The sequence below is a fragment of the Paenibacillus azoreducens genome (assembly GCF_021654775.1).
GTDB classification, from domain to species: domain Bacteria; phylum Bacillota; class Bacilli; order Paenibacillales; family Paenibacillaceae; genus Paenibacillus_AQ; species Paenibacillus_AQ azoreducens.
Map to the genome: position 1 here is coordinate 5,629,614 of NZ_AP025343.1, position 13,550 is coordinate 5,643,163.

Annotated in this window: 11 protein-coding genes; 7 read left to right on the forward strand and 4 right to left on the reverse strand. The window is 51.5% G+C overall.

Annotated features, from left to right (window positions below; genetic code table 11):
- Nucleotides 1-75: 75 nt before the first annotated feature.
- A complete protein-coding gene (locus L6442_RS24955) occupies nucleotides 76-3,711 on the reverse strand; it encodes a DNA polymerase III subunit alpha (RefSeq protein WP_212976951.1) in 3,636 nt (1,211 codons plus the stop codon).
- Nucleotides 3,712-4,028: 317 nt separating this feature from the next.
- Between L6442_RS24955 and L6442_RS24960 the strand changes: the two genes are divergently transcribed.
- From L6442_RS24960 to L6442_RS24970, 3 genes are all read left to right on the forward strand, one after another.
- Nucleotides 4,029-4,355 (forward strand): YtrH family sporulation protein, encoded by a 327-nt coding sequence (locus L6442_RS24960; RefSeq protein ID WP_194229896.1) that lies wholly within the window; start codon nucleotides 4,029-4,031, stop codon nucleotides 4,353-4,355.
- 2 nt (nucleotides 4,356-4,357) lie between these two features.
- The gene (locus L6442_RS24965) at nucleotides 4,358-4,852 is read left to right on the forward strand and encodes a sporulation membrane protein YtrI (protein ID WP_212976952.1); all 495 of its coding nucleotides are present in this window, start codon (nucleotides 4,358-4,360) and stop codon (nucleotides 4,850-4,852) included.
- A 323-nt stretch (nucleotides 4,853-5,175) separates the two neighbouring features.
- Nucleotides 5,176-5,481, forward strand: a complete 306-nt coding sequence (locus L6442_RS24970) for a YtpI family protein (protein WP_194229748.1) — start codon at nucleotides 5,176-5,178, stop codon at nucleotides 5,479-5,481.
- A gap of 646 nt (nucleotides 5,482-6,127) precedes the next feature.
- On the opposite strand, the gene L6442_RS24975 is transcribed toward L6442_RS24970, so the two are convergent.
- The 3 genes from L6442_RS24975 to L6442_RS24985 form a co-directional block, all read right to left on the reverse strand.
- Nucleotides 6,128-7,462, reverse strand: a complete 1,335-nt coding sequence (locus tag L6442_RS24975; RefSeq protein ID WP_194229749.1) for a DRTGG domain-containing protein — start codon at nucleotides 7,460-7,462, stop codon at nucleotides 6,128-6,130.
- Between the two features lie 114 nt (nucleotides 7,463-7,576).
- Complete coding sequence (locus L6442_RS24980) at nucleotides 7,577-7,864, reverse strand: hypothetical protein (protein ID WP_194229750.1); 288 nt, start codon at nucleotides 7,862-7,864, stop codon at nucleotides 7,577-7,579.
- Between the two features lie 194 nt (nucleotides 7,865-8,058).
- Nucleotides 8,059-8,406, reverse strand: coding sequence for a YlbF/YmcA family competence regulator (locus tag L6442_RS24985; RefSeq protein WP_212976953.1), 348 nt, complete (start codon nucleotides 8,404-8,406; stop codon nucleotides 8,059-8,061).
- A gap of 165 nt (nucleotides 8,407-8,571) precedes the next feature.
- On the opposite strand from L6442_RS24985, the gene L6442_RS24990 reads away from it, so the two are divergent.
- The 4 genes from L6442_RS24990 to L6442_RS25005 are packed head-to-tail and all read left to right on the forward strand — an operon-like array spanning nucleotide 8,572 to nucleotide 13,545.
- Entirely contained in the window at nucleotides 8,572-9,939 is a 1,368-nt protein-coding gene (locus L6442_RS24990) for a YheC/YheD family endospore coat-associated protein (RefSeq protein ID WP_212976954.1), read from the forward strand.
- A gap of 11 nt (nucleotides 9,940-9,950) precedes the next feature.
- A complete protein-coding gene (locus L6442_RS24995; protein WP_212976955.1) occupies nucleotides 9,951-11,072 on the forward strand; it encodes a YheC/YheD family endospore coat-associated protein in 1,122 nt (373 codons plus the stop codon).
- Nucleotides 11,072-12,442, forward strand: coding sequence for a YheC/YheD family endospore coat-associated protein (locus L6442_RS25000; RefSeq protein WP_212976956.1), 1,371 nt, complete (start codon nucleotides 11,072-11,074; stop codon nucleotides 12,440-12,442). The genes L6442_RS24995 and L6442_RS25000 overlap by 1 nt, the downstream gene beginning before the upstream one ends.
- Complete coding sequence (locus L6442_RS25005) at nucleotides 12,439-13,545, forward strand: YheC/YheD family endospore coat-associated protein (protein WP_212976957.1); 1,107 nt, start codon at nucleotides 12,439-12,441, stop codon at nucleotides 13,543-13,545. Before L6442_RS25000 ends, L6442_RS25005 begins: the two co-directional genes overlap by 4 nt.
- Nucleotides 13,546-13,550: the final 5 nt, after the last annotated feature.

Sequence of the window (13,550 nt, forward strand, 5' to 3'; positions counted from 1 at the left end):
TCTAAGTGTATGCGGGAGCAGGAGGAAACGTTCGTAAATTCTCAGCAAAACGGGCGGGTAACGAAGGGGGTATCCTTATTTCATCCTGACGGTTCCTTTTCCAAGGATTCCTTCCATCCGTTTGAACAATTCCGGCGAAGGTTTGATGCGGTAGCTGTCGCTAAGCGCAAGCAGCTTCTGGCTCTCCTCATAGAAAAGCAAGGTCTGCACCGCCCCGGGATGCTCCTGCAGCAATACCTTCAGCCTTGTCAACAGATCGGGACTATGCTCGGCCTGCGCCGTAATCTTCACGAATACGCGCTGCTTCGCCGCCTCATCGGTTCTTGCCGCCGGCGCGGAAGCCGAAGACCTCTTATCCGCCACAGTTTCTCCTGCGGAAGGCTGGCCGCTTCCCGCTCCGGCATGGACCGCGCCCTGCTTCGATGCCGCCGGCTTGGCGTAATTTCTGCCCGAAGCTGCTCTCATGCGCGAACGCTTGACGAGCTGCTCGAGCGCGCCTTCGTCCAGCGGCAGCACATCTTCGGCCAAGAGCTTGAACCCTTCGTCCTGCAGCTGCACTCTGGCGCGGAGTGCGAGAAGCGCCCCCTTGGCAATATGCTGCGAGTTTCGTTTCCATACTTCCGGGAAAAGCACAACCTCGCAGCGCTCGATCTGGTCTTCCACTTCCATGAAGGCCATGGCCTTCCCCTGCTTGGTCGTGATCGTCTTGACGGAGACGACCATGGCCGCCACCACCGCGTACGACTCGTCGGCGGCCTCGGCCAGATCCATCAGCCGGTCGACGCCGGGGATGTTCAGCGCTTCATCATAATCGTCGAGCGGATGGCCGGACAAATACAGTCCGAGCAGTTCCCGTTCCAGTTCCAGCTGCTGACCGGCCGAGAGTGGCGGAATCTCCGGATATTCAATCTCCCAATTCGGCGTCTCGACAAAATCAAACAGCTGAATCTGTAAATCTTCGCGCTCTTTGCGCCATTTCACGGCCGCTTCGACCGTTTCGTCCAGCATGGCCAGCAGCTGCGCTCGGTGGCCCCGCAGCGAATCGAAAGCTCCCGCCTGAATGAGCGACTCGATCACGCGCTTGTTGCAAACGCGCAGATCGATCCGCCGGCAGAAATCCAGCAGGCTTTCAAACGGTCTCTCTTGCCGCACCTGCATCATGTTCTCGACTGCCTGCGTGCCGACATTTTTGATCGCTCCAAGCCCAAAGCGGATATGTCCCGGACCCTCCGCCGTATAAGCGGAGCCGCCTGCGGCAACCGGCGTGAACAGCACGCCGCTCTCATTGACATCCGGCGGCAGAACATGGATGTTCATCCGACGGCATTCGACGACATATTCGGCCACCTTGCGGTGGCTGCCCATTACGGCCGTCAGCATCGATGCCATGAACTGTACCGGATAATGCGCCTTCAGGTAAGCCGTCTGGAAAGCAAGCACTCCATAAGCGGCGGCATGCGCCCGCGGGAAGCCGTAATCGGCAAAGCGGACGATCATGTCATATACCCGGTTGGCTTCCTCCTCGCTGTATCCCTGCTTCGTGCTGCCTGCGACGAAATGGCCGCGCTCCTGATCGAGCACCTCGCGTTTTTTCTTCGAGACGGCGCGGCGGAGCAAATCCGCTTCGCCGAGCGAGAATCCGGCCATCAGCGAAGCGATTTTCATGATTTGTTCCTGGTACACGATAATCCCGTAAGTATCGCCCAGAATCGGCTTCAGGTCATCATGCGGATAATCGACTTCGATTTGGCCGTGCTTGGCCTGAATGAATTTCGGTATAAATTCCATCGGTCCCGGACGGTAAAGGGCCAAAACCGAAATAATATCCTCAAACGCAGATGGCTTCAAATCCTTCAACACTCTCCGCATGCCCGCCGACTCGAGCTGGAAGATCCCCGTGGTATCTCCGCTTTCGAGCATGGCGTACGTCTTAGGGTCATCATCCGGGATCAGCCGGAAATCGGGTGCATTCCCCGTTATTTCGCCGATCCAGTTCATACAGCGCTCGATGATGGAGAGGGTCCTGAGACCGAGAAAATCCATCTTAAGCAGACCGATGCTCTCCAGGTTTTCCATCGAATATTGGGTTAGCGCGATATGCTCGCCGCCTTCCTGCAGCGGAACCGCATCGGTTAACGGATCGCGCGATATGACAACACCCGCCGCATGTGTCGAAGCATGCCGCGGCATACCCTCGACTTTCATCGCCATATCCAACAATTCGCGGATTTTCGCGTTTTGCTGGGCGTATTTCTGCAGTTCATCGCTCGTCTCCAGCGCCCGCTTAATGCTGATGCCATGCGCGGACGGAATCAGTTTGGCCGCCTTGTCCACTTCCCCGTACGGCACATTCAGCGCCCTGCCTACGTCGCGGACCGCCGCACGCGCAGCCATCGTACCGAACGTAATGATCTGCGCCACATGCTCATGTCCGTATTTTTCAGACACATAACGGATAACTTCATCGCGCCGCTCGTCGCTGAAATCGATATCGATATCCGGCATGGTAACGCGTTCCGGATTCAGGAATCTTTCAAAGAGCAGATGATATTTGATCGGATCGACGTTGGTAATTTCAAGCACGTAAGCAACCAAGCTGCCCGCCGACGAACCCCGTCCGGGACCCGTTGCGATTCCCTGGCTGTGGGCGTAAGCGATGAAATCCCAAACGATCAGGAAATAATCGCTGAAGCCCATGCTGCCAATCACGCCAAGCTCATAATCGAGTCGCTTATCCAGCTCCTCTCGGCCGCCCGGCGTTGTCCACAGCTCCGTATTCTCATAACGTTTCTCAAGGCCTTTTTGGCATAATGAGCGCAAATACTCTGCGGCATTCATCCCTTCGGGCAGCGGGCGGTACGCTGGAAGAATGGATTTGCCGAATTCAAGCCGCAAATTGCATTTGTCCGCAATCGCCGCCGTGTTCTCCAGCGCCTGCCTGACATGCGGAAATAAACGCTCCATTTCTTCCCCGCTTTTCAAATAGAGCTGATCCGTCGGAATCTGGAGCCTTCCTTCATCTTCAACCGTCTTGCCCGTGCCGATACAGATCAGCACATCCTGCATGGCGGCGTCCTCCCGCTTCAAATAATGGACGTCGTTAGTGACGGTCAGCTGAATATCCAGCTCCTCCGCCAGCTGAATCAGCTGCGGGTTGACGCGTTTCTGCTCAGGCAGGCCGTGGTCCTGCAGCTCAAGATAAAAATCCTCCCCGAAGATATCGCGATAACGGATCGCCGCCTTGCGCGCTTCTTCGGTTCTGCCATGCAGGAGATGCTGCGGCACCTCGCCGCCCAGGCAGGCGCTGAGGCAGATAATTCCTTCATGGTATGCACGCAAAGCCTCCATATCGATCCGCGGTTTATAATGATAACCCTCCAGGTGGCCGATGGAACACAGCTTCATTAAATTCCGATAGCCGGTCTCATTTTTGGCCAGGAGAATCAAATGGTAAATCGGCTGATCCTTGCGGCTGCCCCGTTCTTTGCGTGAACCGGCAGTCAGATATGCCTCGCAGCCGATAATCGGTTTGATACCGGCTGCAAGGCATGCTTTGTAAAAAGGCACCGCACCATACATGACCCCATGGTCGGTAAGCGCCAGCGCCTTCATTCCGTATTCGGCGGCCTCGAGGACAAGGTCCGAGATCCGTGCCGCTCCGTCCAGGAGGCTATATTCGCTATGCACATGCAGATGCACAAATGAACTCATGTCTCTTCTCCTTTAGAGTTACAAAAAGTCCGATTTCGATAAGAAAACCTCTATCGAAGCCACTTCAAGGATGAGGGGCCGCGGTGCATAGGCAGGTTTTCTTGCGATATAGAATTTCATCAGCGTAGCTAGAAAACTTATAAACTCTATATCTAACACGAACCTTTCGAACACCACTTTTAGTCCGCATATTTATCAAAAGAAAGTCTTGATCCTTTTATATTATTTTATCATAAACGCCAAGACACCGCCCATAGAATGGAATAGGAAACAATCGGACAGGCGGTATCAAAGCTACCCCTTTGAAAGGAATGGATATGATGACCTTTTTATCCAAAGCGATTCTGGATTTCTTTATTGCTTTCGGCATCGTCCTCGGCGGCGCCATGGTAGGAGGAGTTGGTGCCGTCATTTCTCTGCAGCCCCCGACCCAAACCATGGTCGATGTCGCGGACCGGATCAAGATTTGGGCCCTCGCCGCGGCAGTGGGCGGAACGATTGACCCGATGCGGGTGATCGAAAGCAATTTTTTGGGAGGAAATATGTCTCCGGCAATCAAACAAATTTTATTTATCGTGTCGGCCTTTCTGGGAGCCCATATGGGCAGCGAATTGGTAAAGTGGGTCTGCGGCGGTAAGGATTAATCATGAGAATTCCTCCGTTCAAGCGATACCGTCATTTATCGCAAATCGCCGCCGTATTTGTTCTGGGTGCCATTGTGGGCAGCATTGTCTATAACGTTGTCTTTCAGCAAAGCTTCAATATGCTGTGGGTTTCTAACCAGGAACTGGAGGCCCAGGTCCAGCAATATGAAGATGATATCAAAACCTTAAAGAAATACAGATACCAACAAACCGTTATCAAGGAAATCAAAATCAGAACCGAGCAGCAGGACCCTCCGCTTGATCCGGTTGTCGACAAATCCATCGTCGTCCAGCTTCGAGATGATTTAAGCGAGCTGCGCGGCAAAAGCGTGTTCGAGATCGACACTTACAGCAAATTCGTCCGTTCGTTGTTAGACAAAAAGATCTATAAGGTGCGTGACAAGGAGTATACCATTGAAATCAAAACGATGCTGCTAATGGAGGGCATGCTGCAAATTTGGGTCGATGTCCGCCCTGTTCCGGTGCGAAATCCATAGATTCATGGTACAATATGGCCAATTAGAAGATTTTGCGATATCCCTATCAAAGATCTGCCACGGATTTCGGCAAAATCACGCAAGTAGGAACTTCCGGGGTCCCTGCAAAGTAATCGGAATATGCTTCGGAGAACACACGTCACTTTGTGGGGTGATTAGGAACTTCGGGGTCCCCGCAAAGTAATCGGAATATGCCTCGAAGGCTACACGTCACTTTGTGGGGTGATTAAGAACTTCTGGGTCCCCGCAAAGTAATCGGAATAAGCCTCGAAGGCCTCACGTCACTTTGTGGGGTTATTTTAAAAAAGGAGCTGCAGCGTCTGATGGTGTTAGTGATCCGCTATGCGCTTTTCGCACTGCTGGTTATCGCCTGCATTTGCGCCGGCCTCTATAGCAGCCGTTCCCGGCGTGCGAAGGATGCCCGCCAGAGGGGCCTGTACGGGGCCGTTACGAATATTTTTATGGGAATGATGCTTATCGTGCTCGCATTGATCTTCATGTTTATCTTCAAAGGTTCAACCGTCGCGGTCATCGTTGAAGCGGTTTTCCTTGTGCTGGGCGCCTTTAATTTATTTGCCGGCATCCGCAACCGCAGCTACTACAACCGCATGAAGTCCAACAATATGTAGCCGAATGTAAGCCGATTTTCCCGGAACAAAGAAAACCCCATTCATTCGAGTGGGGTCTTCTTTTGGTGAATGATTGAATCCCTATATGGAAGGGAAGGGAGTCAACTGCATTTTCTATCGAGCGCAGCTCCCAGCGCGCGGTCTGTCGTTGCAAAGCGGAGGTCCACCATCGAGGCAGTGAAACGGAATTTCGGGGACCGCGGATCGCTTGGCATACCGTTAACATTTTTCATTCTTTGTACCGAATCTTCATCTTGTCAATTGAGTGATTCCTTTACGAATCTGCAGTTTCACCCTGGGTGTGAATCTACGCAAACCTCAACTATAGTCTAACGGACGCCACGAACGCTAAACCGCCAAAAACAGCAGTTTTGGAATTATAACGGTCACCACAGCGCTTAAATGTTCCGAAACACAGGAAAAGTAAGTTTTTTCACCAAATAGCTGCAGCTGTGTCCGTTAAAAATCTAAATGATCGAAATTGCCCTCAATAGCGGCCGCTGTGTCCGTTAGGGCATTTGCCCCATCACACCCCTATCATACGAAGGCGCTCCTGTTTTTTCAAAGGCCATTTTCTTAGCCTATACAGGAATGTTTAGAGTTCTGCGTGCTTTTTCCATCCATTTTCAGTTCCATAAAACAAACGTCAACCATGTTCAATCGACTGCAGCGTCAACACGGCTTTGGCAACCAGACTGTCCATATGCGTCATCTCGATCTCCAGCTTGCATGTCCGGCGGCTTGCCTCCAAGAGGCGCGGCATAACGACCACCGGGTCTTCGATCTGAATCGGGCGCACGAAATAGGTGGACATGTTGTCGAGCACGAAGTCATTGCCTGTCATATCCTTGGCGGCGCGAAGCGCAGCCTGGGTCATTACTGTGGTCAGGATGCCTTCGGAAATCGTCCCGAGATCCGTCGCCATCTGCGGCGTAATGAACCCGTGGAAAAAAAGCTTCCCCTCATCGTCCCGCTCATCCGCAAAACCATTCCAAATCAAATGATCGAAAGTTTCTCCAAGCTGCGGCTGTTTGCGCGCGTCGCGCATCGCCTGAAGCACTTCTTTGCGGGATACGGTCGCCACCAGCTTGCGGTTCCGGTCCACGATTGGAAGAAAATCGATCCCTTCCCACATCATCAGCTGCGCGGCGGATGCCAACGAAGTCTGAAGCGTGGCTGTAACCGGATTGCGGATCAGCACCTTCTCGATGCTCTGCTCGGACGGCAGACGGATCATGTCGCTGCGGTTGACGATTCCCAGGACCCGATTCCACTCGTCCACAACCGGCAAACGCGGGTCCCCTTTCTGCTCCGACAGCGCCATCCCTTCACCCACGGTGCTTGAGAGCTTGAGCGCATGGATCTTCGGTTTGCTGCCTACGATATCTTCCACGATCATAATTTTTTTCTTGATCAGCCGGTCAAAAATGGCGCGGTTAATCAGCGATGCAACGGTAAACGTATCATGACGCGAAGAAAAAATCGGCAGGTTCAACCGGTCCGCGAGCGCCTTGACTTCCTTGCTTGTGCCGAAACCGCCTGTAATCAGCACGCCGGCTCCTTGTTCCAAAGCGAGTTTATGCGCATTATCGCGGTTGCCGACAATCAACAGGCTGCCAGCGTCAATATACCGGACCATGGCATCCACTTTCATGGCGCCGATCACGTACTTGTGCAAATTTTTATGCAGTCCGTCCGCTCCCCCGAGGACATGGCCTTCCACGATATCCACCACGTCGGCAAAGGTCAGCTGCTCGGAAATATTGCGCGGTTTCTTCTCGACCCGAACGGTTCCGATCCTTTCCTTCGTAATCACGATGCCGAGATTCTCCGCATCCTTTAGCGCGCGGTAGGCCGTACCTTCACTGACGGACAATTCCTTGGCCAATTTGCGGACGGAAATTTTTGTTCCCACTTTCAGCCCTTCAATATGCAGCAAAAGCTGTTCATGCTTTGTAATCGCATCGTCTCGGCCTTCCAACTGTTACACCCCCATACTTCCAACTGTACTATTCTGTACCTATATCATAGCATCCTATTCCATACAAAAAAAGCTGCGGAAGCACTCTTCCCCAGCTTTTTTTCCGTGTATGCCTTACATGTTTTCCTGTCTGCGCTGCGTATCTTCCGGCCATTTCAATTGCCACTCGCGCAGCTTGGCAGCCCTGATCCGCTCAAGCGTCTTTTGCTTCTCTTCATCCACACCCAATAAATAATGCAGATGCGCACCAATGACCAGAAAAGCAAACAGCGACCAGGCCACGCCAAAAGCCGACGCCCACGACCAGCCCTCCTTAAACGAAATCAAAGGCAGGGCATACACCAACATGGCCAAAGCCAATATCAGATACAGAAAATGCTTGAATTTGTTCCTTTTTTTCATCACGGCAGCTCCTTCGCAAGTGAATCTATATTTCTACTCTATGAAGGTCCGCTTACAAATATGAGACAAGTTTTAAAAAAACTTTGCCCGCAAAACTGCCTGTTCAAGGATATGTACGGCCTCCTCCGGCCGGGGAGCGATTCGGATCCTTGGCAAAAATGAAGCACCAAAATGCAGGCATGCCGCTCAGAATGCTACAGGCTTCGTCCCCCGTAGAGGTCTTGCAGGCTGTCGGAGATCATTTTATTGATATCTTCAATGATGGTACTCAAACGGCGTTCGGCGTCAAAAAGGCGGCGGATGTTCAAATTGAGACTGAGCACGTCAAACAGCTTCTCCATCTTTTCCATCTCTTCCTGGGAAGGCATGTCGCCCGACATCATCCGCTGTTGGATCTCCATCTGGCGGTTGCGGAAATCCTCGAGCATGTTTTTGCTCTCCTGATCCTGTTCGATCAGTTTCATGGCCGAAGTAATATCCTTAACCTCCTGGCTATCCTTAAGGGCTTTCGCCAATTCGTTTGCTTTGTCATAAATATTCATTACATGTACTTCCTCCTTCTAAAATTGAATGACTGCACCCCGTTTTTTTAAAAAATGGGTCAATCACCAAGGAATATATGTCCTCATATGATACATTACATGCAAAACGCAGATGCACCTTATCTGCCCTGTAGACACCAAGTTGCTGTTGGAAGGAGATCCACGATGTCCAAAAAAACGCTACCGGTCCAAATGTTCACTCCGGGCTCTTTAACGGAAAACTCCATTGTGCTCGGAGAGAAGCTGGTCAAACAGTGGAAGATTCCTACCGACCGTCCTCTGCAGTTGGCATTTGGTTCCTTCAGACAAGAGATCACCGTGGTTTCCGCAGCCAGAACCAGTGGACTGCGAATCAGTGAGCCTCTGGCCCGCCGAATGGGGCTTTTTTTCCGTCCGGTATTGAGGGCTACCTATCACTCTAAGAGCCGTACACTCAGACTCGGACCTCTAATCAGCGTGCTTATCAGCCGGGACAATCCAGAACAACTCGATAAACCGTTCGGCTCCATATCTATGTTTTGCAGGGAACTGGTGAATGCCTGCCGGAGGCAGGGAGCATATGTATACTTTTTCACACCGGATCATATCCAGGAAGGATCAAACAGTATACATGGCTGGGTATATGATAACGGATGGATCCGAGCAACGATGCCCATCGCCGATGTTATCAACAACCGTCTCACAACTCGCAAAATGGAGAACAAACCTAGCGTACAGCATTTTATGAAAGAAGTAAAATCCCGGTATGGCACACATGTCTTTAATGAGAGATTCCTGGACAAAAATGAGGTTTTCGACACGCTTAAGGCCGACCAGGCCCTTGCCAGATTTATGCCGGAATCCTATTTGTTGAAAGGACTCGCCACACTCAAAAAAATGTGCCAACAATACCCGGTCGTTTTTCTGAAGCCGGTGCGCGGCAGCCTCGGCAAAGGCATCATCCGCATTTCGAGGCAGCCTGATGGCACTTACCAAACCCTGGCCACATCTGTAGGCGGTCCGCGCAAACAAACCTATGCCAGCATTTCCAAGCTGTTTGCGGGACTGTCAGGAAAGATGAAAACGACGCGCTATCAGATTCAACAAGGACTTACGCTGATTGATCACGCTAAACGGCCGATCGATTTCCGTGCGCTGGTTCAGAAAAACGGAGCCGGGATCTGGAGCGTAACGTCGATCGTAGCACGGATTGCCGGCGGAAACCATTTCGTCTCCAATCTGGCACGCGGCGGCACACTAAGCTCTGTCAAAGAGGCCGTTAGCAAATGCATACTGCCCTCGGAGGTCAAAAATACGGCTTATGCCAAACTTCACCGCGCATCTCTGGATATCGCAAGAGGAATTGACAATCTGATCCCCGCGCATTTCGGTGAACTCGGGATCGATTTGGCGATGGATAGTTCCGGTAAGATTTGGCTCCTGGAGGTCAACTCCAAGCCTTCCAAAAATGACAACACCCCACTGCATGAGCAAAAAATAAGACCATCGGTCAAAAGGCTGCTGGAATACTGCTGCTATTTGTCCGGCTTTTAAGGAGGAGTGCCATGAATGGCTTACCGCTTGGTACACTCGGCATCATGTGCTGCAGCCGTCGAGGCAATCCCCCGTTTTCCGGTGAGAGCTACTGCCGGCGCCTGACCACGCTTGGAAGAAAATACGGGCTCCGGGTTATTGTTTTCAGTCCGGAGGATGCAGCGCATGACCGCAGTTTTGTTTACGGCTTCACTTACAGGGAAGGAGCTTGGCATAAACACCGCTTCCCTTTTCCCGATATCGTATACGACCGCTGCCTGTTTCACAGCTCCAAAGAATTCGCCGCGGCTTCCACCCTGCTCTCCGAAGCCCATACCGCCAAAGGCTGGACCTTGTGGGGTCGGGGGCTTCCGGGCAAATGGCCGGTCTACCGGGCGCTCCGCAAAGAACAACGCCTGCTCCGCTATCTTCCGCCAACCAGACCTTTCCGGGGCGAGAAAAGCTTATTCGATGCATTAGCCGCTTACAATGGCGAAATATTCCTAAAGCCCCGAGGAGGATCGCAAGGCAGAGGCACGCTCCATATCCGCAAAGATCCAGGTTCCGGGGCTCTGCACATCCAAGGGAGGGATTCGGCAAATCGCCCTGTGGAGAAAAACTTCGCCACTGAAAATCATGCGCTGCATTGGATTCGGGAGTTTACCGGACAACGCGGATATATTATTCAGCCTTTTCTCCATTTATATAGCAGAAAAGGGCGGTCCTTTGATATCAGGGTATTAATGCAGAAAAATGAAAAAGGGTTGTGGATGCGAACGGGTATTGCGGTACGCGAAGGCGCCGCGGGAAGCATGACCTCCAACCTTCACGGCGGCGGAAAAGCCCTTCCTGTGCTGCCGTATTTAAGCGGACAATTCGGAGCTGATCAGACGGAACGTATAACGGGAGTTCTCAGGCAGCTGTCGGAAATGATTCCGCCGATTCTGGAAAGTCATTTTGGCAGGCTCGGAGAATTGGGCATTGATTTCGGGATCGATACGAATGGGGACATTTGGCTGCTGGAAGTCAACTCCAAACCGGGACGCACCTCCATCCGGCAGGCGGGAGATCCGGTCAGCGCTGTTCTCGCGTCGGAAAATCCGCTCCGTTACGCCCGCTATCTACTGCTTCGACAACTTAGGAGGGTAAATTGATGAGTCTGACTTTTTGTAATGTTCACTTTTCGCCAAAACCCGAGAAAGTCGTCTATATTTCCAATACGCTGCTGAAATCGTTAAAGCTGTCCGGCAAAAAAAACATCCAGCTTCGGCTTGGCAAAGATTCGATTCATGCTGCCGTAAAACCGATCAAGAAGTCGGGAAAGCATCTTTTTCTTGGGTCGACGGTCCGCAGCGGCATTCGTGTTCCCTCAGCCGGCGGTGTTTATCTGCGTACCCAGGAAAATGAATTTCAGCTTGGCCCGCTCATTGGCGTACTTTCGGATGGACCTACCAGTAACACCCAACCTTTTTCCTCCCGAACGGGATTTATCAAGCAGCTGCTGCGGGAGGGAAAAAAGAAATGCTATATATTCGCTTTTACGCCGCGGGATATTAACTGGCAGCAGGAAACGATCAACGGTTATTTTCTGAATGACAACGGCACTTTTTACCGCAAAATCGTACCGCTCCCCGATGTCGTATACAACCGCCTTCCCAGCCGGAAAGCTGAAACTTCAGCTTCAATCAATCAGCTCAGGGAACGTTTTGGCCGCAAAAAGATTCCGTATTTCAATTGGAGCTTTTTTAATAAATCGGATATTTACCGCTTGCTCGAAAACGACAATACCGTCAACAGATACGTTCCGGAATCCCATATGAATCCCTCCCCCGAAAAAATCAAAGATATGCTCGAACGGCATCAGTTTTTGTACTACAAACCTTCAGCGGGCAGTTTGGGCAAGGGCATTTACCGGCTGACTTACCTTCCTAAAAAAGGATATTTCGTACGCTACCGTAAAAGCAGCGGCAATGTGCTCCTCCGCTTCGGCACCTTTAATGCCATGATGCGTATGCTGCAATCCAGGCACGGACGCGTCCTTAATTCTTATGTGATCCAGCAGGGAATCCGTTTGGTTGAGATCGACAACTGCCCGATCGATTTCCGGTTCCATATGCATAAAAATGGAAACAACAACTGGGTTGTTGTAGGAATCGGCGCAAAAAAAGCCGGACGCGGAAGCGTGACAACCCATCTGAAAAACGGAGGTTCGCTGATGACGCCTGAGCAAGCGTTGAGCCGAACCTTCGGCGCGAGATCGGAGGAAGTGCTGCAAAACGCCAAGAGAATCGCCATCACGCTCGCTGAAGCGATCGAATTCCACCACCAGCATCTCCTCGGTGAAATCGGATTTGACCTCGGGATTGACCAGGATGAGAAAGTATGGATGTTTGAAGCCAATGCCAAACCCGGACGCTCCATATTCAATCATCCTTCCCTCAGATCAGAAGGGAAAGCTTCTGTGGAGCATATCCTCGAGCATTGCCTTTATCTGAGCAAATTCCGCAGGAGGGATAACGAGTGACAAGCGCTAATGACGAATTAACCCAGAAACCCGTCGTTGCCATTCTGACCGTATCAGGCGGACCCAGATCTTTCCGGGGAAATCTGGCTAATTTCAAGGATATCGTCAGGACCGGACAGGAAATGGGGTTTCCTGTCTATGTCGTGACCATCAGAGATTTGAAACTGGAGGAAGAATGGATTAAAGGTTATACCCTTAATGCGGATAACAAATGGGAACAGCAGTATTTCCCCCCGCCCAAGGTGATCTACAACCGGATTCCCCAACGCCAGGATGAGTTGAAGCCAACTGTACGCCGCAAAATCAGGGAATGTCTGGTTCATCCAGACATCAAATTCTATAATCCCTATTTTTTTAATAAATGGTATCTGTTCGAATGGCTCAAAAAGTCCAAATCAACCGCGCACCTCGTTCCCAAAACCAGAAGGCTTCACGGGGAAAAAGGCTTGCAAAAAATGCTGGAGCGTTATCCCTGCCTTTATTTGAAGCCGGAGAGCGGAAAAGCCGGAAAAGGCATCATGATGCTGAAATATCAAACGGACAAACCGCTTCCTTACCGTCTGAAGGTTCAACATCACAAAAGCAGCACAACATACAAAAGCGCAAATATGCAGCGCTTGTGGGCGCGAATCAAAGCGGAGACCGGGGCTGCCCCCTATATCATCCAGCAAGGCATCGAACTTGCCGCCGTGGATCATCGTCCCTTTGATTTGCGGGTGCTTTTGCAAAAAACAAGAAAAGGACAATGGAGCGTTACCGGCGTCGGCGCCCGCATGGCCGGCTCCAAAAGCATTACCACTCATGTTCCGCGCGGAGGCAGCATCGAAGACCCGAACAAAATGCTCTCTGCCGTCTTTGGCAGCGAAAATGCACCGGGGATGATCAACAGGTTGAAGACAACCGCCATCGTCATTGCCAGACAAATCGAAAAAGCTTCGGGCCACACGCATGGCGAAATGTCCATGGATCTCGGTGTGGATTCCGAAGGCAGCATCTGGTTTTTCGAAGCCAATGCCAAACCGATGAAATTCGATGAACCCCATATCCGCCAAAAATCGCTTGAGCGGATTTTCCATTACAGCCAATATCTCGCGAGTGAATAGAAGCT

Bases quoted from the DNA above. Each gene is read 5' to 3' on its own strand.
- L6442_RS24965 (WP_212976952.1), top strand. From the start codon at position 4,358: ATGAGAATTCCTCCGTTCAAGCGATACCGTCATTTATCGCAAATCGCC.
- L6442_RS24960 (WP_194229896.1), top strand. From the start codon at position 4,029: ATGATGACCTTTTTATCCAAAGCGATTCTGGATTTCTTTATTGCTTTC.
- L6442_RS25000 (WP_212976956.1), top strand. From the start codon at position 11,072: ATGAGTCTGACTTTTTGTAATGTTCACTTTTCGCCAAAACCCGAGAAA.
- L6442_RS24990 (WP_212976954.1), top strand. From the start codon at position 8,572: ATGTCCAAAAAAACGCTACCGGTCCAAATGTTCACTCCGGGCTCTTTA.
- L6442_RS24995 (WP_212976955.1), top strand. From the start codon at position 9,951: ATGAATGGCTTACCGCTTGGTACACTCGGCATCATGTGCTGCAGCCGT.
- L6442_RS24955 (WP_212976951.1), bottom strand. From the start codon at position 3,711: ATGAGTTCATTTGTGCATCTGCATGTGCATAGCGAATATAGCCTCCTG.
- L6442_RS24985 (WP_212976953.1), bottom strand. From the start codon at position 8,406: ATGAATATTTATGACAAAGCAAACGAATTGGCGAAAGCCCTTAAGGAT.
- L6442_RS24980 (WP_194229750.1), bottom strand. From the start codon at position 7,864: ATGAAAAAAAGGAACAAATTCAAGCATTTTCTGTATCTGATATTGGCT.
- L6442_RS24970 (WP_194229748.1), top strand. From the start codon at position 5,176: ATGGTGTTAGTGATCCGCTATGCGCTTTTCGCACTGCTGGTTATCGCC.